Source organism: Natronobiforma cellulositropha (assembly GCF_025629245.1).
Lineage (GTDB): Archaea > Halobacteriota > Halobacteria > Halobacteriales > Natrialbaceae > Natronobiforma > Natronobiforma cellulositropha.
Genome location: NZ_JANZXN010000019.1, coordinates 25,008 through 49,396, shown reverse-complemented (window position 1 = coordinate 49,396; position 24,389 = coordinate 25,008). Strand labels below are relative to the sequence as shown.

28 protein-coding genes and 1 tRNA gene are annotated in these 24,389 nt (G+C 64.5%); 13 read left to right on the top strand and 16 right to left on the bottom strand.

Annotation, left to right across the window (positions count from 1 at the left end; genetic code table 11):
- Positions 1 to 21: 21 nt before the first annotated feature.
- Complete coding sequence (locus N0B15_RS09860; protein ID WP_263019532.1) at positions 22 to 291, bottom strand: hypothetical protein; 270 nt, start codon at positions 289 to 291, stop codon at positions 22 to 24.
- A 4-nt stretch (positions 292 to 295) separates the two neighbouring features.
- Positions 296 to 1,360, bottom strand: a complete 1,065-nt coding sequence (locus N0B15_RS09855; protein WP_263019531.1) for a polyprenyl synthetase family protein — start codon at positions 1,358 to 1,360, stop codon at positions 296 to 298.
- A 111-nt stretch (positions 1,361 to 1,471) separates the two neighbouring features.
- On the opposite strand from N0B15_RS09855, the gene N0B15_RS09850 reads away from it, so the two are divergent.
- The 3 genes from N0B15_RS09850 to N0B15_RS09840 all read left to right on the top strand — a co-directional run bounded on the left by N0B15_RS09850 (position 1,472) and on the right by N0B15_RS09840 (position 3,342).
- A complete protein-coding gene (locus tag N0B15_RS09850) occupies positions 1,472 to 1,750 on the top strand; it encodes an MTH865 family protein (protein ID WP_263019530.1) in 279 nt (92 codons plus the stop codon).
- Positions 1,751 to 2,026: 276 nt separating this feature from the next.
- Positions 2,027 to 2,788, top strand: coding sequence for a diacylglycerol kinase catalytic domain-containing protein (locus N0B15_RS09845; protein ID WP_263019529.1), 762 nt, complete (start codon positions 2,027 to 2,029; stop codon positions 2,786 to 2,788).
- 98 nt (positions 2,789 to 2,886) lie between these two features.
- Positions 2,887 to 3,342, top strand: coding sequence for a DUF7313 family protein (locus tag N0B15_RS09840; RefSeq protein WP_263019528.1), 456 nt, complete (start codon positions 2,887 to 2,889; stop codon positions 3,340 to 3,342).
- A gap of 402 nt (positions 3,343 to 3,744) precedes the next feature.
- Here the strand turns inward: N0B15_RS09840 and N0B15_RS09835 are convergent, their stop codons facing one another.
- The 8 genes from N0B15_RS09835 to N0B15_RS09800 all read right to left on the bottom strand — a co-directional run bounded on the left by N0B15_RS09835 (position 3,745) and on the right by N0B15_RS09800 (position 8,900).
- Positions 3,745 to 4,005, bottom strand: a complete 261-nt coding sequence (locus N0B15_RS09835; RefSeq protein WP_263019527.1) for a DUF7314 family protein — start codon at positions 4,003 to 4,005, stop codon at positions 3,745 to 3,747.
- Complete coding sequence (locus tag N0B15_RS09830) at positions 3,998 to 4,375, bottom strand: DUF7315 family membrane protein (RefSeq protein ID WP_263019526.1); 378 nt, start codon at positions 4,373 to 4,375, stop codon at positions 3,998 to 4,000. The genes N0B15_RS09835 and N0B15_RS09830 overlap by 8 nt, the downstream gene beginning before the upstream one ends.
- Before the next feature lie 8 nt (positions 4,376 to 4,383).
- Positions 4,384 to 5,142: a cytochrome b family protein gene (locus N0B15_RS09825; protein WP_263019525.1), complete on the bottom strand. Its 759-nt coding sequence runs from the start codon at positions 5,140 to 5,142 to the stop codon at positions 4,384 to 4,386.
- A gap of 6 nt (positions 5,143 to 5,148) precedes the next feature.
- Positions 5,149 to 5,949 carry a cytochrome b gene (locus N0B15_RS09820; RefSeq protein ID WP_263019524.1) on the bottom strand — a complete coding sequence of 267 codons (801 nt, stop codon included), beginning with the start codon at positions 5,947 to 5,949 and terminating at the stop codon, positions 5,149 to 5,151.
- Positions 5,949 to 6,815, bottom strand: a complete 867-nt coding sequence (locus N0B15_RS09815; RefSeq protein WP_263019523.1) for a QcrA and Rieske domain-containing protein — start codon at positions 6,813 to 6,815, stop codon at positions 5,949 to 5,951. Before N0B15_RS09815 ends, N0B15_RS09820 begins: the two co-directional genes overlap by 1 nt.
- 2 nt (positions 6,816 to 6,817) lie before the next feature.
- A complete protein-coding gene (locus tag N0B15_RS09810; RefSeq protein WP_263019522.1) occupies positions 6,818 to 7,222 on the bottom strand; it encodes a DUF7318 family protein in 405 nt (134 codons plus the stop codon).
- Position 7,223: 1 nt separating this feature from the next.
- Positions 7,224 to 7,910, bottom strand: coding sequence for a cupredoxin domain-containing protein (locus N0B15_RS09805; RefSeq protein ID WP_263019521.1), 687 nt, complete (start codon positions 7,908 to 7,910; stop codon positions 7,224 to 7,226).
- An 87-nt stretch (positions 7,911 to 7,997) separates the two neighbouring features.
- Positions 7,998 to 8,900, bottom strand: coding sequence for a DUF7319 domain-containing protein (locus N0B15_RS09800; protein ID WP_263019520.1), 903 nt, complete (start codon positions 8,898 to 8,900; stop codon positions 7,998 to 8,000).
- Between the two features lie 115 nt (positions 8,901 to 9,015).
- Between N0B15_RS09800 and N0B15_RS09795 the strand changes: the two genes are divergently transcribed.
- Positions 9,016 to 9,504 carry a DUF7321 family protein gene (locus N0B15_RS09795; RefSeq protein ID WP_263019519.1) on the top strand — a complete coding sequence of 163 codons (489 nt, stop codon included), beginning with the start codon at positions 9,016 to 9,018 and terminating at the stop codon, positions 9,502 to 9,504.
- A 24-nt stretch (positions 9,505 to 9,528) separates the two neighbouring features.
- Here N0B15_RS09795 and N0B15_RS09790 read toward each other — a convergent pair whose 3' ends face one another.
- Entirely contained in the window at positions 9,529 to 9,762 is a 234-nt protein-coding gene (locus tag N0B15_RS09790) for a hypothetical protein (RefSeq protein ID WP_263019518.1), read from the bottom strand.
- A 60-nt stretch (positions 9,763 to 9,822) separates the two neighbouring features.
- On the bottom strand, positions 9,823 to 10,506 hold the full coding sequence (gene nth, locus N0B15_RS09785; RefSeq protein ID WP_263019517.1) for an endonuclease III: 684 nt from the start codon (positions 10,504 to 10,506) through the stop codon (positions 9,823 to 9,825).
- Positions 10,507 to 10,681: 175 nt separating this feature from the next.
- Between nth and N0B15_RS09780 the strand changes: the two genes are divergently transcribed.
- The 3 genes from N0B15_RS09780 (at position 10,682) to N0B15_RS09770 (ending at position 13,703) form a co-directional block, all read left to right on the top strand.
- A complete protein-coding gene (locus N0B15_RS09780) occupies positions 10,682 to 11,404 on the top strand; it encodes a hypothetical protein (RefSeq protein WP_263019516.1) in 723 nt (240 codons plus the stop codon).
- 79 nt (positions 11,405 to 11,483) lie between these two features.
- Positions 11,484 to 12,470: a phosphomevalonate decarboxylase MvaD gene (mvaD, locus tag N0B15_RS09775; protein ID WP_263019515.1), complete on the top strand. Its 987-nt coding sequence runs from the start codon at positions 11,484 to 11,486 to the stop codon at positions 12,468 to 12,470.
- A 51-nt stretch (positions 12,471 to 12,521) separates the two neighbouring features.
- Positions 12,522 to 13,703, top strand: coding sequence for an NAD(P)/FAD-dependent oxidoreductase (locus tag N0B15_RS09770; RefSeq protein ID WP_263019514.1), 1,182 nt, complete (start codon positions 12,522 to 12,524; stop codon positions 13,701 to 13,703).
- A gap of 38 nt (positions 13,704 to 13,741) precedes the next feature.
- On the opposite strand, the gene fen is transcribed toward N0B15_RS09770, so the two are convergent.
- Positions 13,742 to 14,722, bottom strand: a complete 981-nt coding sequence (gene fen / locus N0B15_RS09765) for a flap endonuclease-1 (RefSeq protein WP_263019513.1) — start codon at positions 14,720 to 14,722, stop codon at positions 13,742 to 13,744.
- Positions 14,723 to 14,788: 66 nt separating this feature from the next.
- Positions 14,789 to 15,493 carry a GNAT family N-acetyltransferase gene (locus tag N0B15_RS09760; RefSeq protein WP_263019512.1) on the bottom strand — a complete coding sequence of 235 codons (705 nt, stop codon included), beginning with the start codon at positions 15,491 to 15,493 and terminating at the stop codon, positions 14,789 to 14,791.
- Positions 15,494 to 15,618: 125 nt separating this feature from the next.
- On the opposite strand from N0B15_RS09760, the gene N0B15_RS09755 reads away from it, so the two are divergent.
- The 5 genes from N0B15_RS09755 to N0B15_RS09735 all read left to right on the top strand — a co-directional run bounded on the left by N0B15_RS09755 (position 15,619) and on the right by N0B15_RS09735 (position 20,024).
- Positions 15,619 to 16,167: a hypothetical protein gene (locus N0B15_RS09755; protein ID WP_263019511.1), complete on the top strand. Its 549-nt coding sequence runs from the start codon at positions 15,619 to 15,621 to the stop codon at positions 16,165 to 16,167.
- A gap of 1 nt (position 16,168) precedes the next feature.
- Entirely contained in the window at positions 16,169 to 16,609 is a 441-nt protein-coding gene (locus N0B15_RS09750; protein ID WP_263019510.1) for a pyridoxamine 5'-phosphate oxidase family protein, read from the top strand.
- A gap of 121 nt (positions 16,610 to 16,730) precedes the next feature.
- Positions 16,731 to 16,801 (top strand) — tRNA-Gly (locus N0B15_RS09745).
- 507 nt (positions 16,802 to 17,308) lie between these two features.
- A complete protein-coding gene (locus N0B15_RS09740) occupies positions 17,309 to 19,585 on the top strand; it encodes a heavy metal translocating P-type ATPase (protein ID WP_263019509.1) in 2,277 nt (758 codons plus the stop codon).
- A gap of 97 nt (positions 19,586 to 19,682) precedes the next feature.
- A complete protein-coding gene (locus N0B15_RS09735) occupies positions 19,683 to 20,024 on the top strand; it encodes an SHOCT domain-containing protein (RefSeq protein ID WP_263019508.1) in 342 nt (113 codons plus the stop codon).
- Positions 20,025 to 20,344: 320 nt separating this feature from the next.
- Here the strand turns inward: N0B15_RS09735 and N0B15_RS09730 are convergent, their stop codons facing one another.
- The gene (locus N0B15_RS09730; protein ID WP_263019507.1) at positions 20,345 to 21,022 is read right to left on the bottom strand and encodes a class I SAM-dependent methyltransferase; all 678 of its coding nucleotides are present in this window, start codon (positions 21,020 to 21,022) and stop codon (positions 20,345 to 20,347) included.
- Positions 21,023 to 21,112: 90 nt separating this feature from the next.
- On the opposite strand from N0B15_RS09730, the gene N0B15_RS09725 reads away from it, so the two are divergent.
- Entirely contained in the window at positions 21,113 to 22,282 is a 1,170-nt protein-coding gene (locus tag N0B15_RS09725; RefSeq protein ID WP_263019506.1) for a sensor histidine kinase, read from the top strand.
- Positions 22,283 to 22,289: 7 nt separating this feature from the next.
- Here the strand turns inward: N0B15_RS09725 and N0B15_RS09720 are convergent, their stop codons facing one another.
- Positions 22,290 to 24,386 (bottom strand): type II secretion system F family protein, encoded by a 2,097-nt coding sequence (locus N0B15_RS09720; protein ID WP_263019505.1) that lies wholly within the window; start codon positions 24,384 to 24,386, stop codon positions 22,290 to 22,292.
- Positions 24,387 to 24,389: the final 3 nt, after the last annotated feature.

Here is a 24,389-nt window from a genome sequence, read left to right as displayed (position 1 = left end):
GAGGCGGGATTCTCCCGAGTCTCACGGCTCGAGCGTCTCGTCCTCGAGCGCCGACACCGCGACGAGGACGGCCGCGAGCGTCACGAGGAACGTCGCCGTGGCGACGATACCGTAGAGCGCACCCATGAGCGGTGAGAGTTCGAACGTGATCGCTGCGACCGTGGGTTCGGTCGTACCGATGATATCCGGGAGGACGAAGCCAGCGATGGCTCCTGCCACGCCCGCGAGTGCGACGACACAGAGTGCGAGTGCGACGGTGCGGTTCTCCAGTGCCAAGAGCGGTCGAACCATGGTCTCAGGCGTCGCGGTCGATGACGAAGCGTGTGAATTCGCATAACTGTTCGGCGACTGCCGGACCGACGTCCATCGCGTCGACGTGTTCACACGCCTCTGCGGCCAGTTCGAGCGCGCGTTCGCGTGCGTACTCGATGCCGCCGCTGGCTTCGATGATCGAGAGTGCCTCGCGGACCTCCTCGTCGGTGTTCTCGTCGGCCCAGAGCAGGTCCTCGAGACGCGCTGCGTCCTCGGGTGCACTCTCTTCGAGCGCGTGGATGACCAGCAGCGTCTTCTTTCCCTCGCGGATATCGTTGCCGAACTCCTTGCCGAAGTCGCCGGCGCGCCCGAGTGAGTTCTCCACGTCGAGGATGTCGTCGCCGATCTGGAAGGCAACGGCGGTCGTCTCCGCGTAGGCCGCTGCGTGAGCTTCGACCTCCGGGGGTTGTTCGGTGATGATCGCGGCGAGTCGGGCAACGATCCGCCCCAGACAGCCGGTCTTGCAGGCGCACATCTCGAGGTACTCCTCGGGGGTGATGCGCACCTCGCGTTCGTTGTGCCAGCAGATGTCCATCCCCTGGCCGAGGTGTGTCCGGTTGAGTTCGTGCATCAACATCTCGTAGGTCTCGAGACGCGTCTCCGGTGGGAGGTCACCGGGATTGTGGGTGAGAATCTTCAGCGGCAGGAAGTACATCGCGTTGCCCGCGTTGAGCGCGACGTCCTCGCCGTAGATGTGGTGGAGGGCCGGATCGCCCCGCCGCATGGCGGCTTCGTCCTCGACGTCGTCGACGATGATCGTCCCGTTGTGGAGGATCTCAGGGATGCACGCGTAGGGCAGGTACGCCTCCGGATCTTCGCCGAAGGCCTCGACGAACACCAGAAAGAGAACGGCCCGCCAGCGTTTCCCCCCGCGGTCTAACAGGTCCCAGAGCGGATCCGAGAGCGCACACTGGATCCCGTCCGGGTCGTACTCGTAGGTCGGCTCGCCGAAGAACGACTCGAGGTACTCGGCGTCGACGTCTCGTGGCACGAGCGCAGCGATCGTCTCGTCGATGGCCGGCCGCCACTCGGCAAGCGTATCCCGCATACACCTCCGGTCACAGAGCGACGTAAAAAAGATTCAGTTATGCGCCCGAAGCTGTCCCCCTGCTGTCGACTTTCGAGAACGTTTATACGTCCGGTGTACGGATGGTCGCCTATGACGGACGACACTGACGTCACGTCGGACACAGAAGCAGCACTCAGAGCGAGCCTCACCGCGGCGTTCGAGAACGCAGACTATCCCGTTTCCAACCAGATGGCGCTCGTTCCTGCCCTCCCGAACGGTCCCACGACGACGTTCGAGGCGGGCGAAACCAGCTTCACGGCGATGGAACTGGCCTCGAAGCTCTCGGGCTATCAGGAGTTTCCCTACGACGACGTCGGTTCGCTCGTCGACGACGTCATCGAGGGCCTGAAGGCCGAAGGGGAACTGTAAGACGTCCTTCGTGAGGAGACCCGAAGCTGTCGCTACTCGGTACGTATCTTCGACACACGCCCTCAGAACGGCGAAATAGACCGTTTCGAGGGGACGTGCATCCTGTATTCCTGACCGAACATCACGGTCGGCCTAGACGAGGTGAAGTTGGGATAAATAGCTACCCCCAATGCTTTTTGGCTGGTTTCTGTCCTGCCGTGCGTTCATCCAACGTACTACCTCCGACGAACGAATCGAATACCGCACCCTTTTGGTGAGGGCGCAAGAACTGCCCTCATGAGACGTGCGGAGTGGGCGAGCGGTGACGCAGACGTCGTCATCGGCGTCGTCGACCAGGCCGGATCACTCGAGCAGCCAGCGCGAGCGCTCGGTGGAGTCGACGCACAGGTCGTCTCCGGTGACGTCGACACCGTCCTCGAGCGCTCACCGGCGTTCGTCGTCTGTGTCGGTGCCGACGCCGTGAGCGCCGTCGCCAGAGACGACGGCGAGGCTGTCCCGATTCTGGCGGTCGATGCCGGTGATGGGCTGCCGTCGGTCACAGCCGCCGCGCTCGCTGACGCACTCGAGGCGACGCTCCGGGGTGACGTCCACACACACAGCGTCCCCGTGCTCTCGGTCGAGAGCGACGCACTCGCCGCTCCCGCTCGAGCCGTCTTCGATGTCGCCCTGCTCACTGACGAGCCAGCGCGAATCTCCGAGTACAGCGTCGTGAGCGACGGCGAGCACGTCGCGCAGTTTCGTGCCGACGGCGTCGTCGTCGCGACACCACAGGGCAGTCACGGCTACGCCAGCGCGGCCGGTGGCCCACTCGTCTCGGCCGACCTCGACGCCGTCGCCGTCGTTCCGGTCGCTCCGTTCGTCACCCACACCCGCGAGTGGATCCTCCCGGACGACTACCTCGAACTCACCGTCGAACGCGACGAAAGTACCGTCGTCGTCGAGACCGACGAACGGGTGCTCGAACCGATCCCGGTCTCGACACCGGTCACAGTTCGCGCTGCTGAGACGTGCTCACTTCTCACGCCGACACTCGAGTGACCCTGCCCGGTTCACTCCGGTTCCGATACCCGCGACGAGGCCGGAACTGCTCGCCGATATTGGAAACACTCTAATGGTCGAACCACCGTGCTCTATGTATGATCACGCCTGCGCTACTCGGACCGATCGACGTCCTCGCCGAAGAGGTGGTCAGCGGCGTCACGATTATCGAATTCATCTTACTCGGCCTGGTGATCGTCAACCTGGCGATCCGATGGGTCGCCCACCGTAACCTCGTCATCGCCGCGCGCAACGGCGGCGTCGATGCGATTTCGCGTAGCCTCGCACTCGACGTGACGAACCTTCTCATGATCCTCGGAGCGTTCTACTACATCACCGTCCACGTCCACGGCGGTGTCGTCTTCACGTTCCTCGTCATCGGCTTACTCGTCGCCGACTTCTTCGAGTTCGAAGCCCGCCTCGTCGAGGCGCGAACCGAAGTTCCGCTCGAGCGACCGAAAGGTGCGCTGTTCGCCTCGACGCTGGTGTTCATCTACATCGCCTACCAGTCACTGTTCTTCCTGGTCCAGCCGTTCTGGGAACTCGTCGTCTGACGCTGCTCCCAGCGTTCCCCCCGACGGCCAGGCCGTTTTCCCGAACGGCGGCTAGCCCACTTCGCCCACACCTGTCTCCGACACGGTGGCCGTTGTTCTCTCCTCGTTTTCACCGCCCGAGTCGACCCTTTCTCCTCTCCCACGACTGCTGTGCGCACGCAGGGACCCTCGTTTGCTCGAGTGCGTACGAAACGATTCGAGCTGGTTCTGACGCTGCTCACGTAGCGCTTTTCTACGCCCCTGGGTGGCTGGTCTGGCCTGCGTGGGGTTGTAGACGCGTGCGTCAGCCCGTGTCTGCTGGGCCACACGACTGTCGGCACACTCGAGACTGACTCGTAGCGTCCGTCGGTGAGCGAGTGTCACCACTCGAGGAACCGTCGATACCGCAGAGGAGAGGGTGTTTCAGTTAGCCGCGTAGTACTCTCGAGCGCGTCGGCCCGCCGGGATGACGACCCAGAAGGTGAGCGCGCCGAGGATGGCGAAGGTCAACATCGCGTCCCTGACGATGAAGGCGATGGCGTCGTAGGTGCCGGGGTTTTCGGGGTCGGGTGCGATGAGCTGTGTCTCGTAGAAACTCGGGGTGTTGTACCAGCTCGCGAACATCATCCACACGAGCAGGCCGAGCGTGAGGATTGCGAACCCTTTGATGAATTCGTCAGCCATTATCCGAACCTTCGTCGGTGTCGTCTTTAGCGTTTCCCATTCCTTCGGTGCGAAAGCGCGTCGAGAACGCGTAGGTCGCAGAGCCGAGGACGATCAGGCCGATACCGAGCAGCGAGACGACGATGTTGACCTCGGCGAGGTCTGCCTGCGCCCGGTCGGTGGCGACGTCTAAGAGGATAAACCCCGCGAGAATGCCCACCACCGCGAACAGCGTCGAGAAGACGGTGATCGTCTTGTACAGCCGTAGTGGGACGACCACCTCGCGTCGCCCCGACGCCCCTACCTGTGGGCCGTCTGTGTGCGCTTCGGGTGCGTGTTCACTCTCGGGGGCATCGTCATCCGAATCACGGTTCTCACCCGCTCGAGACATGTCGACCACTATCGCGGCGGCCTGAGTCGGTAGTACCGGCGGTTCAGGTCGTACATGTAGCCTTCACGCATCGTCTTCAAGACGGCGTAGGCGATGGCTGCGGCGACCAGCGGCAGGAGGAACGTCAGGTCGAAGGTGATGTTCGGGTCGATCGGCAGCAGGTTGTCGATCGCCAGCACGCTCGTGGTGAACGCGAACATCACGCCACCGACGCCGACGGCCGCCCAGAACGGCTGTTCGACGGGCCTGCGTGCGCCGCCTTTGTTCAGGAACGGGACGATGGCGATGGCGCCGACGACGACGACGTTCGCGAGGACGCCGTAGAGTTCGTCGGACATGATCTTCTCGCCGCCGAGGATCGCCAGGTCGGGGTTGATCGGCCCGAGCTGTAACAGGCCGAACGACCAGTAGAGATACCAGTCGGGCAGAATAATCTCGGGGGTCACCGCCGGGTTCGCCGGGTCACCGAGGTGGGGTGGCATCGTCGCCGAGAGGAACAACAGCATGCCGACGAAGACGCTGCCGATGGCGAGGTTCCTGACCGTCTCGTGTGGCCAGGCGGGGAAGCCAAGTACGTCGCGTTCGATGTAACTCGACTCCTGTCTGAGGTCCTGGTCCTCGCGTCGAGCACGTTCGAAGTACTCGTAGGTGAGCCTCGAGAGACCAGTGGTTCGCTCCTTGCGCTCGCGCCAGGTCGGGACTTCGTCGTCTGGCGCGACGATTCCGGGACCGCTGCCGTCCGTCTTGATGTCGTCGTTGTCGCTCATTGTTGATCAGTGTGGTTCCGCGATACCCTGCATCCAGACGATTCCGATGTGGAGGACGATCAGCGCCGTCACCACGAACGGGAGGACGAACACGTGCAGGATGTACATGCGCTGGAGAGTGGGCTGGCCGAGGCTGAAGCCACCGAAGATGAGCTGGGCGGTCCACTCACCGACGATGGGGACGGCAAGTGCCATCTCGACGCCGATCTGTCCGGCCCAGAAGGCGAGCTGGTTCCACGGCAGCAGGTAGCCGGTGTATCCGAAGCCCATCGTGAGGGCGAGGAGCACGACGCCGATGAGCCAGTTGACCTCGCGCGGTTCCTTGTACGCGCCCGTGAAGTAGACACGGAGCATGTGCAGGAAGACGGCGGCGGTCATGACCTGGGCGGACCAGCGGTGGATGCTCCGGAGCATGAACCCGAAGTTCTGATCCATCATGATGGCGACGATCTGGACGTACGCCTCGGGGTCGCCGTTGACGCTCGCCGCAGAGGGTGCGTAGTAGAAGCCGAGTAAGGCACCGCTCACCGCGGCGACGAGGTACGCGATGACGGAGAACGAGCCGAGTGCGTACAGCGGATACCAGTACCAGAACTTGTTGTCGAGGTTGTACTGCTCGGTGTGGCTCTTCGGCATCTGGAGGTTGACCTTGTAGTACATGTCCTCCAGCAGTTCCATGTAGTCGACGAGTCTGAAGCGCCGGTCGAACCAGATGAGCGTCATCAGGTACGTCTTCTCGATGAGCGAGAGGTCACGCTCTGCGAGCCAGGCGTTGTGGTCGTACTCGTCTGCGGGTTCGAGACTCATTAGCCGTCCTCCGGCCGTGGCAGCGAGACGAACTGCTCTTCGACGATGTTGAGCGGGTCGTACACCGACTGGTGACACTGACAGTAGATCTTGTTCTCGGCACCGAAGTTGGCCGACTCACCCAGCTGTTTGTAGTTCGGCACACAGCAGAAGTGCGTACACTTCCCGACGAACGCGATGAGTCCTTCGGGACAGGTCTGGGCGATCCACTCGTCCTCTTCGGCGAGTTCCTCGATCAGCGCACTTCGCATGACGAAGATGGGAATCGTCTGTTCCGGCGGCAGGTCCTCAGAGCGCCAGGTACCCGTCGCAGGCTGGCCGATTCCCGCGTCACCGATATCGTTGCCCCAGTCTTCGTACTGGTCGAAGTCGTCGACGTTCATCTGTGACCCGCCGATGATGTTCTCCATCCACGGGTAGTCGTTCGTCGGTGGGGCATCGTCGTAGCGGAAGTAGGCGTCCTGGTCGGCGTCCGGTTCGATGCCCTGGAACGTCTGGAGACCACAGTACTGGAACCACTCGGTGGAGTAGGTGACGGTCTCGCCGTCGACTTCGAACTCCCGTTCGGAGACCAGGAATTCGACCCCACCTTCCTCTCTCGTCTCGGGTTCGGGCCACAGTCCCATGATGTTCCCGTCGTCGTCGAGTTCGATCGGGATCTGCGGGATACTTCGTGGGGCCGGCCCCAGGTCTCTGTTCGCACCGCGGTAGTTCATCGTCCCACCACCGCCGCCGGACGGCGTCGTCAGCGACGTCACCGACACGGCACCCGTCGTGAGAACCCCCGAGAGCGCCGCGCCCCCGACGACCCCTTTGACGAAACGCCGGCGGTCGGATTCGACCGGATAGTTGTCGTCGTTTGCCATGATTATCGTTTGTAGTATGGGTAAACTGCACGTTTGACGGTGTCCCACGCACCGGTTTGGTCAACGAGTTTCGTTCCCTCGGCATCCTCTTCGCGCACGTAGAGGTCCTCCCACTTGCGACGACGCTTCTTGACGATCATCACGTCGGGCAAGAACTCCTTTCTGTACAGCAGGAGGATGAACCCGAGGTTGAGGAAGATCGCCGCCAGCAGAAAGCCGAGAACCATGTTCCCGACACCCGTATCCTGTGCGGCGACCGCCCACCGCTCGGCCAGTCCGTAGACGAACAGGGCGACGAACACGATCTGGACGAACGTCAACAGGACGATCGCGATCGCGGCCGCCGTACTCTCTCGAGGCGGTTCGTATCGGTGAATCTCTCCGTAGGTACTTCCTGACGATGACATCTTACTTCCTCCCTGGGCTGCTCGAGTGTGCCGATTCGCCGTACTTCAGCATGTAGAAGGTGAAGACGAGCGAGACGAAGATGGCGAGGAACGTCGCCACACCGACGTAGTGTTTCAAGATTGGGACGCCGACGTCGTGGACGTCGACCTCACCGCCTGCAGCGGCCGGATCAGCATCCGCGTCGACGATAATTTCGGCCGTCATCTCGGGGTGGGGCGTACAGATGTACGGGTAGGTTCCTTCGACCTCGAAGGTGTGTTCGTAGGTGTTGCCCTGTCCGGCGAGTTCAGGGTGGCCTTCCCAGTCTGCGCCGTCGGGCTGTGCACCTTCATCCGGAGTTACGTCGTGTTGCGCCTCGCCCTCCCAGACCCACTCGACGGTCGTTCCGGGTTCGATCGTCAGCGAGTCCGGCTCGAAGTAGTTGTCACCGAGGACGACCGTCTGGGTCGGGCCACCGGTCTCTTCCTCGCCGTTGCCGTTTCCGGCACCGTTGCCGTTCCCATTGGCTTCGTCGGCGTCGCCGTTCGTCCCGGCGTCGTCACCGGCGCCGTTTTCCCCCTCGGCTCCGTTGGTCTCGGGGTCGCCGTCGGTTTCCTCCTCCTGGGCCACGACAGGCGTCGCAGCAGATGCGACGGCACCGGCCCCGGCAACGCCGCTGGCCGCCATCATAAAGTCCCGCCTGTTCATACATGCTGGTCTCAGGAACGTGTTTGCTTAAACCCACCGATGCCGCCGGAAGGCGATTTCTCACCTCCGTCGGTCATTATCGATCAGTTATAATCCGTCGTCGGACTCCGACGTCCGAGCGCGCTCGAAGGCGTCGTCCTCGAGCGGGAGGAACGCTGGCCGCTCCTCTGAGGCCGTCCCGACCGACCGGAGCCGGCTACGGTATTCCTCGACGCGAAACCGCTGTGAGAGGCGGGCGTTCGCCACCATCGTGAACAGGACGAGACCGATGAAGACGAACCCGAGACCCGCCGCCAGCAGGACGATGTTCTCTCGCATCCCGACGAGTACCCAGGCGACGAGCGCACCGATACCGACGAGCAGCTGCGTCCCCGCCAGCAGTTGGATCATCCAGTTGCCGAGTTCGCTCCCCGAGTCGGGAATCTCTTCGGGGGCGGGTAGTTGCCAGTTCTCCGGCGGCGTCTCCACCTCGTAGTCGTCCATCGAACACAGCGCGACCGTCGGTTTGACGTCGCGAACCACCGTTCCACGCCCCTCGACGCTCCCGTCCGGGTAGACGAGTGCGTAGTCCGTATCGGAGTAGGCGACCACGACGTCCGCACCGTCGACGTGCGCTCGCTCGACGACCGCGAAGACGTCCCGCGTCGCGACGCGACTCTTGAGTTCGTCCTCGACGCGCACGAGTAGTTCCTCCCCGGTGATCCAGGTATCGGGATCGAACGCGACCTCCCACTCCTCGGGCGTCATCTCCGCCATATCCCGCGGCCCGAAGTTCTCGAAGTCGTACTTCTCTTCGATCTGTCTGCGAAGCGTCGCCTCCTCGTCTTCCACCGTGACCGCCTCTTCTGCCTCCGCTCGAGCCATCCCGGTGTTCGCCTCCCCACTCGAGTCGGAGTCATCGCTCCCGTCGTCCCCCCACTCCTCGCTCGCTCCTCGCCCGGCGTCGTCCGCGCTGTCGGCGCCGCCGGACCGTTCTCGAGGGTCGCCCATTACCGAACGTTGGTGAGCGCCCCAGAAAACCCTTTTCGACACGCATCGCTCGTCCGTCCTCGCCCGTCACCGCCGCTTTCGGTTCCTTTATTCGTCGCCCGTCGAAGCGTTTTACATGAACTCGGAGCTGGCGGTCGCGACGGCCATTGCCCTCGTCGTCACGGCCAGCTTTCCGTTCTACCTCTACGGTGCGTGGATCATCATCGACGCCGACGTCGTCACCTGGTCGGTGCTCACCCGCCACCTCTCGGTCATCGGTGTCGGGTTGGCGCTCACTACCGTCCCGGTGGTCGGCTGGATGATCCCGCGTACGCTCGACCAGACCGGCGGATTACTCGCCGTTCACGCCTTCTTCGGATTGCAGGCGTACGCGATGTTACTCGTTGCGCTCACCGGCATCGTCCGCATCCTCCAGGTCAAGATCACCCACGACCTCTACAGCGACCCGGGCCAGGAAGTCGACCTCGACGACCTCCACGAGAACATGCGGGCGTGGCGTCGCCGCCTCCGCGTCGGCGTCTTCGGCTACGTCTTCTTCTGGCTCCTGGCGTACATCCTGGGGATCGTCCGCTACATCCTCCGCTATCAGGTGCTCTGGATCTGAGCCACCTCCGGCCGTCCACCCGCCTCAACTGTTGTACGGCTCTTCGTCCCGGTGGTGGTCCGGATTCTCGTTCTCGAGCGCGTCGGTCTCTCGCTCGAGCGAGTCGTGTTCGATGTCCTGGCGGCGCGCTTCCTCTCGCGCTCGCTCGCGTGCTTCCCGCTGGGCGTCGGTGAGTTCGTCGTCTTCCTCGGGTTCCTCGTCGGCTTCCGTCTCGAGGTCGACGTCGCGCCCGTGTTCGCGGTCGTTGTCGTCGGTCATGGTCTCGGTCGGGGCTACCGGGTAGGAACGAAAAGGCGTTGGGCTTGCGATAGACGCTCCTCACCAGGGGTCGCCCGAGGCGAGGTCGACCTCGCTGTCGCCGCGCTCGGACGGACAGATGTCCGCGAGCGTACACACGTCGCAGTCGGGGTTGCGCGCGTCACACACCGCGCGCCCGTGGTCGATACAGAGGTGGGTGAACTGCTGCCAGTCGTCCTCGTCGACGAGCGCCATCAGTGCCTCTTCGATCCGCTCCGGCGTCGACTCCGTCGTCAGCCCCAGCCGTCTCGAGAGGCGCATCACGTGCGTGTCGACGACGATTCCCTCGACGATGTCGTGGCCGTGCTGGAGGACGACGTTCGCCGTCTTCCGCCCGACACCCGGCAAGTCGGTGAGTTCAGCCATCGTATCGGGCACCTCGCCGTCGTGTTCCTCGAGGATCTTCGTACACGCCTCCCGGATGTAGCTCGCCTTGTTGTTGTAGTAGGTGATCGAACTCAGCGCCTCGGCGAGTTCCTCCTGGGGTGCGTTGGCGTACGCCTCCGCCCCGCCGTAGGTCTCGAAGAGGTCCGCAGTCACGCTGTTGACCCGCTCGTCGGTACACTGCGCCGAGAGCACGACCGCGATCAACAGTTCGAGCCGATTCGAATAGCGCAGTGAGATCGTCGAGTCGGGGTAGGTCTCCTCGAGTCGGTCGACGATCTCTGCGGCCTGTGCCTCGTGTGTCTCGAGCGGCGTTCCCATCACCCGCCTGTTTCGCGAGCGCCGTGTTGAGGGTTCGGATTTTCCAGGTCTCGATACGTAAGCGGAACGACCCGACGGAGAGGGATACAATTATTATCCAGAACGTATATTAATTTAAGAGATGGGGTGGGCGACCCGCGCTGAACGCTGGCGCACGCGCACACGGGGTACTACGATGACTCAGAACGACACGCTCGAATTCGATACGACGCAGTCGCCGGCGAATGGCGACCTGCTCGACGCACTGCTCGACGAACTCAAAGACGACCAGGGAGGTGCACGGAAGACGGCCCTGCGGCGTGCACTCGGCGTCGAAGAGACGACCAGTTCCGGGGTCCGTCTCGACCACCTCCAGTCGAGAGTCGACGCCCTCGACGCCTACACCGACGCACTCGAGGCGTTCATCGACGAGAACGGGACTGCTGACGACGTCTTCAGTGACCTCGGCGACCTCAGCGAGGAGTTCGACGACCTCTCCGAAACCGTCGCCGCGCTCGAGCAGACCGACGACTCGCTCGACGAGCGTCTCGCGGACGTCGAGCGGACGCTCGACTCGTTCGCCGACCGGTGTTCGCTGATCGAAGAGAGCACGCGCACGCTCCGCCAGGACTACGCGGCGACGCGCGACGACCTCGAGTCGTCCGTCGAGAACCTCTCGAGTGGTCTCGACAACCTGACCGAACAGATCAAAGTCCTCAGCGACCGGCTCACCACCGAGACGACCGACCTCGAGTCCGAAATCGACAGCCTGCACGCCCGTCTGGACACGCTCGAGGCGACCGTCGACGAGGACGTCGAGCGGGCGACCGGCGAGATTCGAACCGACCTCGACGAACTCGAGGGCCGTCTCGAGGAGTACGGCCAGTGGCGCGAGTCGATTCGCGCGACGTTCGAGTGAGGAGTTCGACGACCCGCGGTCGGTTGTGTATTCTCTCCGAGCCGTGACCTTTAAGCGGTCGTCACTCACCTGTGGGTATATGAAAGCAACGGCCATGGCCCACCCCATCCAGGGACTCGTCAAGTATCACGGAATGCGTGACGACATCGAACGCCTCCCCTACCACGACAGCATCAGCGTCTGTACGGCCCCCAGCCACACGCGCACCACCGTCGAGTTCTCGATGGACTGTGACGACGACGTCTACGTCGTCGACGGCGAGGAACTCGAGGGCCGGGCGTTCGACCGACTCGAGACCGTCGTCGACAAGGCGCGTGGCCTGTCCGACGCCGCCCACACGGTGTATCCGGTCCGCATCGAGAGCGAGAACAGCTTTCCCTCGAACGTCGGTCTCGGCTCGTCGTCGTCGGGCTTCGCCGCCGCGGCAATGGCGCTCGCGGAGGCCGCCGAACTCGACGCCTCGCTCGCCGAGATATCGACCATCGCGCGCGTCGGCTCCGCCTCCGCCGCGCGGTCGGTGACCGGCGCATTCTCACAGCTCTACACCGGACTCAACGACGAGGACTGCCGTTCTCGCCGCATCCCGACGAACCTCCACGAGGACGTCAAGACGGTCGTCGCGCTCGTCCCCTACCACAAAGAGACCGAGTCCGCACACAGAGAGGCCGCCGACAGCCACATGTTCCAGGCGCGAAACGCACACATCCACGGACAGATCGCCGAGATGCGCGACGCGCTGCGCGACGACGACTTCGAGCGCGCGTTCGAACTCGCCGAACACGACTCGCTCTCGCTCGCCGCGACGACGATGACCGGTCCCGCAGGCTGGGTCTACTGGCAGCCTGCGACCCTCGCCGTCTTCAACCGCGTGCGCGAACTCCGCGAGGAAGAGGGTATTCCCGTCTACTTCTCGACCGACACCGGCGCGAGCGTCTACGTCAACACGCTCGAGGAACACGCCGAGTACGTCGAAGAACAGGTCGCCGACTGCGGCGTCTCGACGACCACCTGGGGCGTCGGCGGTCCCGCCCGCTTACTCGAGGACGAAGACGACCACCTGTTCTGACACCCCTTTAGCCGGGACACGCCTTTTCACCTCACCGTCCGTAGCTCGAGTATGCACGTCGTCGTCCTCGGTGCGGGCTACGCCGGCCTGGTCCTCACGCGGCTGCTCGAGCGGGAGGTGCCCTCCTCGGCCGATCTCACCCTCGTCGACGAATCGCCCGCACACCTCGTCCAGCACGAACTCCACCGGGTGATCCGTCGGCCCGCCCTCGCAGCCGAGATTTCGATCCCGCTCGAGGAGGTTCTCGAGCGCGCGACCGTCCGCGTCGCCCGCGTCGAGTCGGTCGACACCGACGAACGTGTCGTCCACCTCGACGACGGCACCCTCGAGTACGACGTCGGCGCGGTCTGTCTCGGCGCACAGACGGCCTTCTACGGACTCGAGGGCGTTCGCGAACACGCGATTCCGCTGAAGTCGCTCGACGACGCACTCGAGGTTCGTCGCACCGTCCTCGAGCGGGTCACCTCGAGCGAGGGGCGCGCGCGGATCGTCGTCGGCGGGGCGGGTCTCTCCGGCGTCCAGGTCGCGGGCGAACTCGCCGAACTCGTCGACGAGGAGGAACTCGACGCGGCGGTCGTCCTCGCAGAACGCTTCTCACAGGTCGCGCCGAACTTCCCGCCCGCCTTCCAGCGTGCCGTCGCCGCCGCGCTCGAGGGCCGCGGTGTCGACGTGCGAACCGACGCGGTGATCGTCGGAGCCGACGAGCGCCACGTCGAACTCGAGGGCGAACCCGACCTGGCGTACGACGCGTTCGTCTGGACGGGCGGCATCCGTGGTCGGAGCGCGCTCGCGGGCGAACGTCCGGTCGTCAGGAGCGACCTCCGACTCACCGCGCGGACGTTCGCCCTCGGTGACGCCGCCCGCGTCGTCGACGGCGACGGCCAGGCCGTCCCGGCGAGCGCCCAGTCGGCCGTCCGCGAGGCCCGAACCACAGCCGAGAACGTCTCGCGACTCGTCAGCCACGACCTCGCCGGCGATGCCGTCTTCGAACCGCGCCTCGAGCAGTTCACCTTCGACACCCCGGGGTGGCTCGTCAGCGTCGGCGACGACGCCGTCGCCCAGGTCGGTCCCTCTGTCGTCACCGGCGCGGCCGCCACCGCGTTGAAAGCGACCGTCGGCGTCGGCTACCTCTCCTCGGTTGGCGCGATTAGCAACGCCCTCGATCTGGTCTCGAGCGAGGCCACCATCGCCTCCCGGTCGGTGCGCGAACGCGCCGGTCGCAGGCGGCGCTGAACGGCTTTCAGAAACTGTGCCCACCGTCGGTTGCACAGTCAGGACCAGCGGTCGAGCCCCGTCTGGACCACGCTGGCTTCGATCCGCTCGAACCCGCGTGCCACCTCGCCCTCGTCGACGCCCCACTCGTCGACCACGTAGGCGCGCGCCGCCGCGATGTCGGGGTCGATCAGGGTGTCGACCTCGTACTCGTCGGTGACGGTCGGGTTCCTGAACAGTTCGCGCACCCGGTCGCCGTGTTCGACGTGCTCACCGCGCGCCTCGAGCGCACTCCAGAGGTCGCCGTGTTCGGCGATCGCTTTCAGCGCCGTCTTCGGACCCACACCGGAGATACCGGGGTTGAAGTCCGTCCCGATCATGATCGCCGCGTCGATCAGCCCCTCGAGCGTCAGGCCGTGTTTCTCGAGGGTCGCCTCGAGCGACATCCGCTCGGGGTTCCCGCTGCTCGTCAGCTGTCGGAGCGTCTCCGGCGCGCCGAAGAGCAACGCGTCGTAGTCCTCGGAGCCGACGTAGTCCGCGTCACCGCGTCGGGCCATGTGCGCCGCCTGCGCCTCGCCCTCGGCCGGCGCTTCGACCACGGGAACGTCGAGCAGCGCCAACAGCTCGCGGCTCGTCGTCTGAATCGTCTCCGTCAGCCGCTGGGTGCGCGACTCGAGCTGGGCGATGGCGACGGCGTCGCCCTCCTCGCGCGCGGTCTCGAGCTGTTCCTCGTAGGTGGCGCGCTGCTCACGCCGGGATTCGATCTCGTCGGCTTTGAGTTCGGAGGGACCGCCGTCGAAGACCATGACCGGCGTCAGGTCGTGTTCGAAGAACTTCGCCAGCCCCGAGACGATGCCGATCAGGTTCGCGACCTCGGTACCGTCGGCGGTGGTGTAGGTCTCGCTCGCCGTCCACTTGACAGTCGTCGTCAGGTAGCGGTAGAGCCAGTTGTGTGCGTCGACTGCGACCACCGATCCGCCGAGGTCCTCGAACGGCACCTCCTCGATGACGGCGATCTCTCGCAGTGCTGCGTTTCCCATCACCCTCCGTATGGCCGCGGTGGATTTGATAGTTGGTATTCGACGCCCGCGGCCGTGAGAAGCGGGCTACTCGCGGCCGTCGTCTACAGTTCTCGGCTCGTTTTTTGGGGCCTCTCCGAGACGGGCTGGCGGCCCTCGCTCGAGACGCGCCGCGAGAAATTCACGCTCCGCGTCGGTCAGCTCTCGCTCGCGAAACCGCTCGAGCCCGCGCCAGTAGGCGTCGGCCCGCTCAGCCGTGGGCGGGTACTCGAGGACCAACTCCGAGAGTCCCGTCTCTTCGCCGGTGTAGCCGAAGCCCGCCCGGGCGAGTGCCTCGTAGGCGAACGGGTTGTTGACCGCGATCCGGACGCGCTCGTAGTCGCGCTCGAGTGCGCGCTCGCGTACGAGACTCACCAATCGGGGACCGATTCCCTCCCCACGCAGGTCGCGCCTGACGGTAATGTAGCGCAGCCAGAGCGTCCGCTCGTCCGTCCGGTCCTCGTTGAACGCGACCGCCGCGACGATCGAGTCGTCCTCGAGAAGTGGGGTACGCGAGCCCTCGGCGGAGTGGCCACTCGAGTCGCCGTGGGTGGACCGGGCACGTTCCGCTCCCCCGGTGGTGCGCTCGGCCGACGCCTCGGCGCTCGCGACTCGAGCGACGGCCTTCCCCGTACTCGTCATGACGAACTTCCCGGCGTAGCTGAAGCGTTCGTAGTCGAGTCTGAGCTTCGGCCCGTCGGGTGGCCAGCCGAGTACGACGAACTCGAGTTTCTCGGGGTCTGGTGCGCTCACGTGGGACGGTTGGGTTTCGACGCCCAAAGCCGTCCGGATTCCGCGCAGGACCCGACAGCGGTGTCTCTCGCACGCGCCGCAGGTGTGACCAAGGCTTTTGGCGCGCTCCGTGGTAGGGAGGGGCTATGAGTGGCGAGTCAGAGGTGTCGACGGAGTTCGGTGTCGGGGGCGTCGCTGGCTGGGTACTCGGCGGGGCCATCGGCGGGGCCCTCGGCGCGCTCGCCTTCGGTCTCCTCGTCTGGTTCGTCGACCCCGAGGTCGTCGAGGTGGTGATCCCCTCGATCTACGGCTTCGACGAAGGTGGCTCCATCGGCTGGGCGATCCACACCGCCCACGGGGCGGTCCTCGGCGTCATCTTCGGCTTCATCGTCACGCGGTCGGTCGTCCTCGGCGCGCTGCGCTCGCCCGTCGAGACCGACCCGATCGCCGGTGCCTCGCTCACCCTCCGCCTCGCCGGGGCGGGCTTCGCCTACGGTCTCGCCGTCTGGGCGATCCTCCCGCTGCTGTTGCTCCCCGCCTGGGCGGGCGCCGTCGGCGGCGAGGCCGCAGAGTTCCCCGGTGCCGCCGTCGAGACGCTCGCGGGCCACGCCGTCTTCGGCATCGTCCTCGGTCTCGTCTTCGGGACCGTCGCCGACCTGACCGCCCGCCAGACTGACGACCCGCTCGAGGAGTGAGATGCGCGTCGCTGGCTCACTCCCGGCCGAGCGCGTCGAGCGCTTCCTCGAGTCGACGGCCGTCCCGCTCAGACTCGCCTGTCGAACGCCCGCGGACACCGCCTGGATCGTCTCGCTCTGGTTTCGCTACACCGATGGCAGCCTCCAGTGTGCGACCGCGGCCGAGTCGGACCTCGTGACCTTCCTCGAGTCGGATCCCCACGTCGGCTTCGAGGTGTCGACCAACGATCCGCCCTACCGGGGCGTCCGGGGCAACGGGACGGCGACGCTCGCCCCCGACCCGGAGAAGGCCCTCCTCCGTGACCTCCTCGAGCGTTACCTCGGGACGACCGACGCGCCGCTGGCCGAGCGCTTACTCGACCCGTCGCGTTCGGAGGTGTCGATCACCATCGAGCCAGCGGTCGTCTCCGGATGGGATTACTCGAGGCGGATGAGTGAGTAGGGCTTCGTGGCGCGCTCGGCGAGGTCGGGTGGGTGACGCTCGAGATCGCTCGAGGGCGTCGCCCCTAAGTACCGGCGGAAAGAGCAAGCGCCTTAAACCTGGACACCAAACCGATGGTTGCGCGTGGATGGTCTAGTGGCAGGACCTGAGCCTTCCAAGCTCATGGCCCGGGTTCAAATCCCGGTCCGCGCATTTCTGCTGCGAGCAACACCGCGAGCAGCAGAAATCTCAAAAGGGATTTGAATTACGCGAGTCGCAGCCCGCACAACCGAGCGCAGCGAGGTGAGCAGGACCGTCTCGCAGTCGGGTTCAAATCCCGGTCCGCGCATATTTTCACGCGAGCAACTTCGCGAGCGTGAAATATCGAACAGAGGGATTTGAAGTATACCGCTGTGGTACCGATATGGCATCGACTCGCCGCTGAGAGTCACGTCGCTCGAGGCGTCACGCTTGAACGATCGTTACTGCACGCTCGAGGACCCGGAAGTGACGAACGGATTGACTGATATCAGGAAGACGGCCAAATACCACATCCCGACGCAGTATGTCGATTCGCCAAAGCCAAAGTCCCCTAATTATTAGGTGTTTGTATAGAGAACAACAAAGACAGACACTAGCGCACTCGATTGATTCCTGTGATCGTCTCTCACTGATGAACTGGATGGATCACGAACGTGGGTGCGACAAAGGTGCATACTCATGTCACAATATAACTCGGCGGACACGCCCGATTCGGATCACATCCACGACGAGCAAACACGAGACAGGAAACCAACTGATCGCGATTGTCCGTGCTGTCGAGTATGCGGGTTGACTGCCGAGAGGGCCGAGGAAGTTGACGAACTGTCAGACCACCACGACCATCGGGACCGAGATCACGATCGGCAGGTGGAAGAACACCACGAACCTTCCGACCATGCGCATGATGGTCACGCAAGTCACGATCACGAGGCTCACGTTGACCACGCGGGTCACGAGGAGATGTTCAAGCAGCGTTTTGTCGTCTGCTTCGTCCTCTCACTTCCAGTTCTTTACTACAGCGAGATGCTTCAGGAGTGGTTTGGCTATACAGCAGTAGCGTTCCCCGGTAGCGAGTTCATCGCGCCAATCCTCGGAGCCGTCGTGTTCATCTATGGTGGCGTCCCGTTCCTGCGGATGGGTGCTGTCGAGGCGCGCAACCGCGAGCCGGGAATGATGTTGTTGATCTCGCTGGCGATCACCGTTGCCTTCGTTTACAGCATCGCCGCGGTCGGCTTCGGCATCGGGGAGCCACTGTTCTGGGAACTCGTCACGTTGATCGTCATTTTTCTGCTCGGGCACTGGATTGAAATGCGCAGTGTCCGGCGCGCCTCCGGAGCGTTAGATGAACTCGCCGAGTTGATGCCGGATACTGCCGAGCGGATTACCGACCGCGGAGATGTCGAAGAGGTTCGTGTTGACGATCTCGCGGGAGACGACCTCGTCCTCGTTCGACCTGGAGCGAACGTTCCCGCCGACGGTATCGTTGAAGAGGGGGAATCGAACGTCAACGAGGCGATGATCACGGGCGAATCACAACCCGTCAAGAAGGAACCCGGTGACGAGGTAATCGGTGGGACAACAAACCGTGATGGCAGTCTCCGTGTTCGCGTTACTGCGACGGGTGAGGAGACGACCCTCTCGGGGATCATGCGTTTGGTCGAAGAGGCACAACAGAGTCGATCTCGAACCCAGGTTCTCGCCGACCGAGCGGCGGGTTGGTTGTTCTATGCCGCGATTGGTGTGGCAGCTATCACCGCTATCGCATGGACAGTCGCCATCGGTTTTGGGTTGGGGGTCGTTGAGCGGGTCGTTACGGTCTTGGTGATTGCCTGCCCACACGCACTGGGGCTCGCTGTTCCCTTAGTTGTCGCCATCAATACGACGATGGCGGCGCGAAACGGGATGCTCATCCGCGACCGGATCGCTATGGAGGAAGCCCGCAATCTCGATACGATCGTCTTCGATAAGACTGGCACTCTCACGAAAGGTGAACAGGGAGTCGTCGATGTCACCACGACGGATGGCTGGAACGAAAACGAGCTGTTGGCAGTGATGGCCGCTGCCGAAGGCGATTCCGAACACATGATCGCGGAGGCGATCCGCGAAGAAGCAGATGACCGTGGACTCACCGTTCCGAGTGTACGCGAATTCGAGGCGCTTGGAGGCCGCGGAGTTCGTGCAACTGTTGAAGTAGATGCTGCTGCCACCTCTGGTGTGGACGGTGATCAGGATCGAGATAGTGAAACGGTCCACGTCGGCGGTCCAAACCTTCTCCGCCACCTCAACGTTGAACCTACTGCTGATCTCGAAGCGTTCGCCGATGAGGCTGGTTCTCGCGGACAGGGCGTCGTGTATTTGATTCGAAACGGCGATGTGGTAGGGGCAGTTGCACTCGCAGACGTGATTCGCGACGAGAGCTTTGAGGCGATCGACGCTCTCCACGGGATGAATGTCGAAGTTGCGATGCTCACCGGGGACTCCGAGGATGTCGCTCGTGCCGTCTCCGAAGAACTCACTATTGATACGTACTTCGCTGAAGTCCTTCCAGAAGACAAGGACAAGAAAATCATCGAACTACAAGAACAGGGCAAACTGGTAGCAATGGTCGGCGACGGAGTGAACGATGCACCTGCACTAACACGGTCTGACGTCGGGATTGCTATTGGCTCGGGAACCGACGTCGCCGTGGAGTCCGCCGATGTCGTCCTCGTCGAGAACGATCCGCGAGACGTTGCCCATCTCGTCCGATTGAGCCGGAAGAGCTACCGAAAGATGCAGGAGAATCTCGTGTGGGCAGCTGGTTACAACGTGTTTGCACTCCCACTCGCAGCGGGCGTTCTCGCACCAATTGGAATCTTACTCTCGCCAGCAGTCGGTGCTGTTCTCATGTCTGTAAGTACGGTAATCGTCGCGATCAATGCACAGCTGCTACGCCGTGCCGATCTCAGCGTTTGAAGCAATCAGATAACAAATCCACACAGTTTGGCAAGCCCAGATTTCAACAGCGGGAATTACCCCAGTGTTCAAGACTCGAAACGTGGTGTTTCGTATTATGGCCGCTGACGACTCCTTAGTCCGAACGCTTCTAATCGTGATCGCTGTGATTCTCCTCTTCCCATTCCTCATGATGGCGCTCATGATACCGCTGATGGGTGTCTGGGGGTGGGGTCACATGTGGAACGGAACGGGAACAACGTGGATGTGGCTGATCATGTCTATTGCACCGTCACTCGTGGTTCTTGGGATCGGGTACCTGTTGTATCAAGCACTTCGCCGGTCGAGCGAACGCCAGACAGACCCTGCTCTTGCGGAACTTCGGACCGCCTACGCCCGCGGCGATCTATCGGACGAAGAGTTCGAAGAACGGCGCGAACGCCTCCGACGAGATCTGTAATTCTTGTTGGGAAAACAACCACACCGACACGGGTAGTGTCGCTATTTTCCCCGCGATTAGCGATTACTGAGGCGGGAACCACGGAACCACGCCAAATTGCGCTGTGAAGGCATCTGAGACACGAAATCTGCGTCAGAGCGTCCTGCTGCCTTCCAGGCTCATGGCCCGGGATTTGAATTACGCGAGTCGCAGCCCACGCAACCGAGCGGAGCGAGGTGAGCAGGACCGTCTCGCAGTCGGGTTCAAATCCCGTGGTCGTAGTGACGAACTGCACGACCTCGTCACGGATACAGAAACTCGAGTGTACGCACGCACACACCTCACCGGCTCTCGACGACGGCGTAACAGTTCCCGCTCGAGACCGTACACTCCCGTACCGAGAGACCGCTCTGCTCGAGGTCGGCGTCGAACTCGTCGGGGTCGTAGATGTGGTAGAAGCGTGCGACGGGGTCGCCGCCGGGGAGGGTCCAGTCGACGGTGGTGTCGAAACCCTCGTCGTGGCCGTCGAAGGTCGGGTGGGCGGTGCTCCAGGCGCTGACGAGTGCGCGGCCGCCGGGGGCGAGGACGCGCTCGAGGGCGGCGAGGCTGGCGATGCGGGTCTCTCGGGTGGGCAGGTGGTGGAGTGTGGCGACGTAGACGGCGAGGTCGATGGTGTCGCTCGCGAGCGGCAGTGTAGCGGCGTCGCCCTCGAGGAGGTCGAGCTGGTCGTCGAAGCCGCGTTCGCGTGCGCGGGTGCGGCCGGTCGCTAAGAGGCCGCGGCTGAGGTCGAGACCGACGACGCGGTCGGTGCGGGTCGCGAGGAGTTCGGCGTGGCGGCAGTTTCCACAGCCGAGGTCGAGACCGACCCGGCCCGGCGGGCAGTCGGCGACGAACGACTTGACCTCCGGCCAGGCGTACTCGCGCGTGGCAGCGAAGTGGGTGGCGATGCGCTCGTAGGTCGCTTTCACCGCGGCCGTCCTGGCGGTTCGCGACGGGTCTCCGTCGGGCCGGTCGTCCATTGGTGGCTCTCTGTGTGCGCACGCCGAAAAAGGATTGCTGAACGCGCGCGAGCGCAACACGATTGTGTCTCGAGCGCGTTCGTTGTACGGATGGAAACCGGGTCTCGCCCGCTCGAGCGCCTCGGCGGGCAACGCGTCGTCGTCGCGCTCGGGGTGGTGTACGTGGCCATCGCCGTCTGGTGGGTCAGCGGACAGCTAGCCGCCGGCGTCTCCCCGGTGAGTGCGGCTATCGTCTTCGCGCTCATCGGCGGGCCGGGGGTGAGTCTCGTCTACGGTGGCCGTCGACTGCCGGCGCTCGGCGTCCACGATGCCTTCTCCGTGGACGTCGCCCGGTGGTGTCTCCTCGCGTTCGCTCTCATGTGTGGTCTCCTCGGGCTGTATCACGTCCAGCCGGATGCGACGCTCGCCGGGTCGTTCCAGACGGTGCTCATCCTCACGGCGCTGAGTACCGTCGCCGGGTTCGGCGTCGGGACGCAGAACGCCCGCGCGAAGACTCGCGAGCGCGAACTCGAGCGCAGGAACGCCGAACTCGAGGCGGCGCGGGCGGACCTCGAGACGGCCGTCTCGGAACTCGAGGCGTCGAACGAGCGTCTCGAGCAGTTCGCCTACGCCGCCAGCCACGACCTCCAGGAGCCGTTGCGGATGGTCTCGAGCTACCTCGGCTTGCTCGAGCGCCAGTACGGGGACGACCTCGACGAGACCGCCCTCGAGTACGTCGCGTTCGCCGTCGATGGGGCCGAACGGATGCGTGAGATGGTCGACGCGCTCCTCGAGTACTCGCGCGTCGAGACGCGTGGGAACGCGTTCGAACCGGTCGACCTCGAGACGCTCCTCGCGGACGTACGGAAGGACCTCGAACTGTCGATTCATGCGAGTGAGGCCGCGCTCACCGTCGACGACTTACCGCACGTCTACGGCGACGCCCGTCAGTTACGGCAGGTGTTTCAGAACCTGCTCTCGAACGCGATCTCCTACAGCGGTGACGCTCCACCGCGGGTGCGTGTCTCCGCCGAACCGGAGGACTCGATGTGGACGGTTTCGGTCAGTGACGCGGGCGTCGGCATCGATCCGGAGGCCCACGAGCGCGTCTTCGGCGTGTTCGAACGCCTGCACACGCAGGAGGAACAGCCGGGGACGGGCATCGGTCTCGCCCTGTGTAAACGCGTCGTCGAACGCCACGGGGGGACGATCTGGCTCGAGTCGATACCCGGTGAGGGGACGACGGTCTCGTTTACGCTTCCGGCGGCCGACGACTCGTGACGGCATCTCAGACGAGGACGGCGAACAACAGCAACGCGACGGTGAGCATGAACGCCGCGTGTTTCACGCCGGACTCGACGGCACCGGTGCTCAGCTGTCCGGCGATGAGTCCCGAGAGCACGCCCTGGACGAGCGCCGCGTGGTAGAACAGCCGCGTGTACGCCTCGGCGGTGGCTGCGTCGATCCCACCCAGGCCGCTCGAGTCGACCGCGCTGCCGACGCCGTCGACCTCGACCGACTCCGTCGGCAGGTTCGGCAGGAGGTAGGCGGCCAGGATCACGATGATGAACAGGAAGACGAGAAACGAGACGTAGACGACGACCGTGTACTCGAGCATGGCGCTCGCGCGCTCGCGCTCGAGTCGGCGGTCGGCGGCGGCCTGGCGGGCGGCGATGCGCAGGACGGTCGCGAGCTGGCCGCTGGCATTCATCGCCTCGGTGAGCAGGGTGACGACCCGGGCGGTCGTGTGTGTCCTGACCCGGGCCTCGAGGCGCCAGAGCGCGCTCGCGAGGTCGCCGCCCCACTCGAGGTCGGCCCAGAGGCGGTCGAGTTCGTCGCCGAGTGCGCCGAGGTCCGAGCCACGGACGTGGCCGAACGCGGTGACGATGGGCATCCCCGCCCGGTTGACGCTCGCGAGTCGGTCGAGCAGGTCGGGAATCGCGGCTTCGATCGCACGGACGCGCCGCCGATGGAGTTCGTAGGGGGTGGCGAAGGTGACGAAGACGAACAGCGTCGCGAGCGCGACGGTGGTGTCGATTGCGGCCACAGCGGAGAGCGGCGACTCGAGCGCCCCACTGATCCCTGCCGTTCGGAGCAGGTCGGCGACGACGACGGCTGCGGCGAGCGGGAGCGTGAGTGCGAGCACCCGCCGGGGCCGGGCGACGACCGACTCGAGCGGGTTCGCGAGGCGTGCGCGGACGGCGCGAAACCGCCGGTAGGTGCGCAGGCGGGTGACGGTTCCGTCCGTGTCGTCGCCGGCGCCGTCTGCTCGCGTCGGCGGTGTCGCGTCGACCGTCACGTCGTCCGCCCGGCCGCCCGCGACCGTGACGGTCCGGCCGGGGTCGAGCGAGTCGGTGACCGTGCTCAGGTAGACGACGAACGCGAGGTTGCCGAACGGGAGGATGACGTAGACGAGCACCTGCAGTGGGCCGAGGGTCTCACCGATCGAGAAGCCGATGACGACGAGGATCGTGATCAGAAACAGCGGCCCGGCGACGAGGACGGTCACGTACGCCTCGGCGAGTGTCGCGAGTATCTCGACCGTACTCTCCTGTCGTGACTGGGCTTCCTCCCGGTAGTCCCGGTACTCGTCTTCGAGGAACGCAGAGAGGCTGTGCCCGCTCTGGAGGACGCTCACGAGGTTCTCGGTGAACTCACGAAAGCCGTCGCTCGCGGTTCGTCGGCCGGTCTCTTCGACGGCGGTGACGACGTCCATGCCGAAGGTGTCGACGTTCCTGACGGCGACGGCGAACTCGTCTGCGGCCGCCCCGTAGGTGTCCGCGTTCTCCGCGGCGATGCGAACGATCTTCGAGAACTCCATGCCACTCTTCGAGAGCGCGTAGAGCAGCGCGACCGTCTCCGGCAGCGTGGCGTCGATCCGCCGCGCCCGTTCGTTCGCGACGTACGCGGGATACCACCAGCGCAGCCAGTAGGTGCCGAAGGCGGCCACCACGCCGAGGGTGAGCGTCGAACTGGCGAACAGGGCGGTCACCTCGAGCGCGCTCAGCGCCGGCACCCGCGCGAGAGAGGCGAGAAACTCGAGCGTGCCCGGGAGACGCGCCTCGAGCGTCGCGGTGTCGACGGGCAGGAGCGCGAGCAGCCCCCAGATCGCGTAGACGCCGAGGACGCTCGCGGTGATCGCCGCGACGCCCGCGTAGAGGTAGGTCTTCGAGCCGTACTCGCGGTAGGTCGCGGCGACGTGGGCGCTCTCGAGTGCGGCCCGTCGGTTCGGGTGCTCGGCCCGAAACTCCGCGACCGAGTCACCGAAGGCGGCGATCGAGATGCGCGCCAGTGCGTCGTCGACGCCCCGGTGAGAGCGAGCGAGAACGACCGGCGCGAGTACGAGCGCGACGAGTACCAGCGAGGCGAGGTGTACGGGTGTCATGGT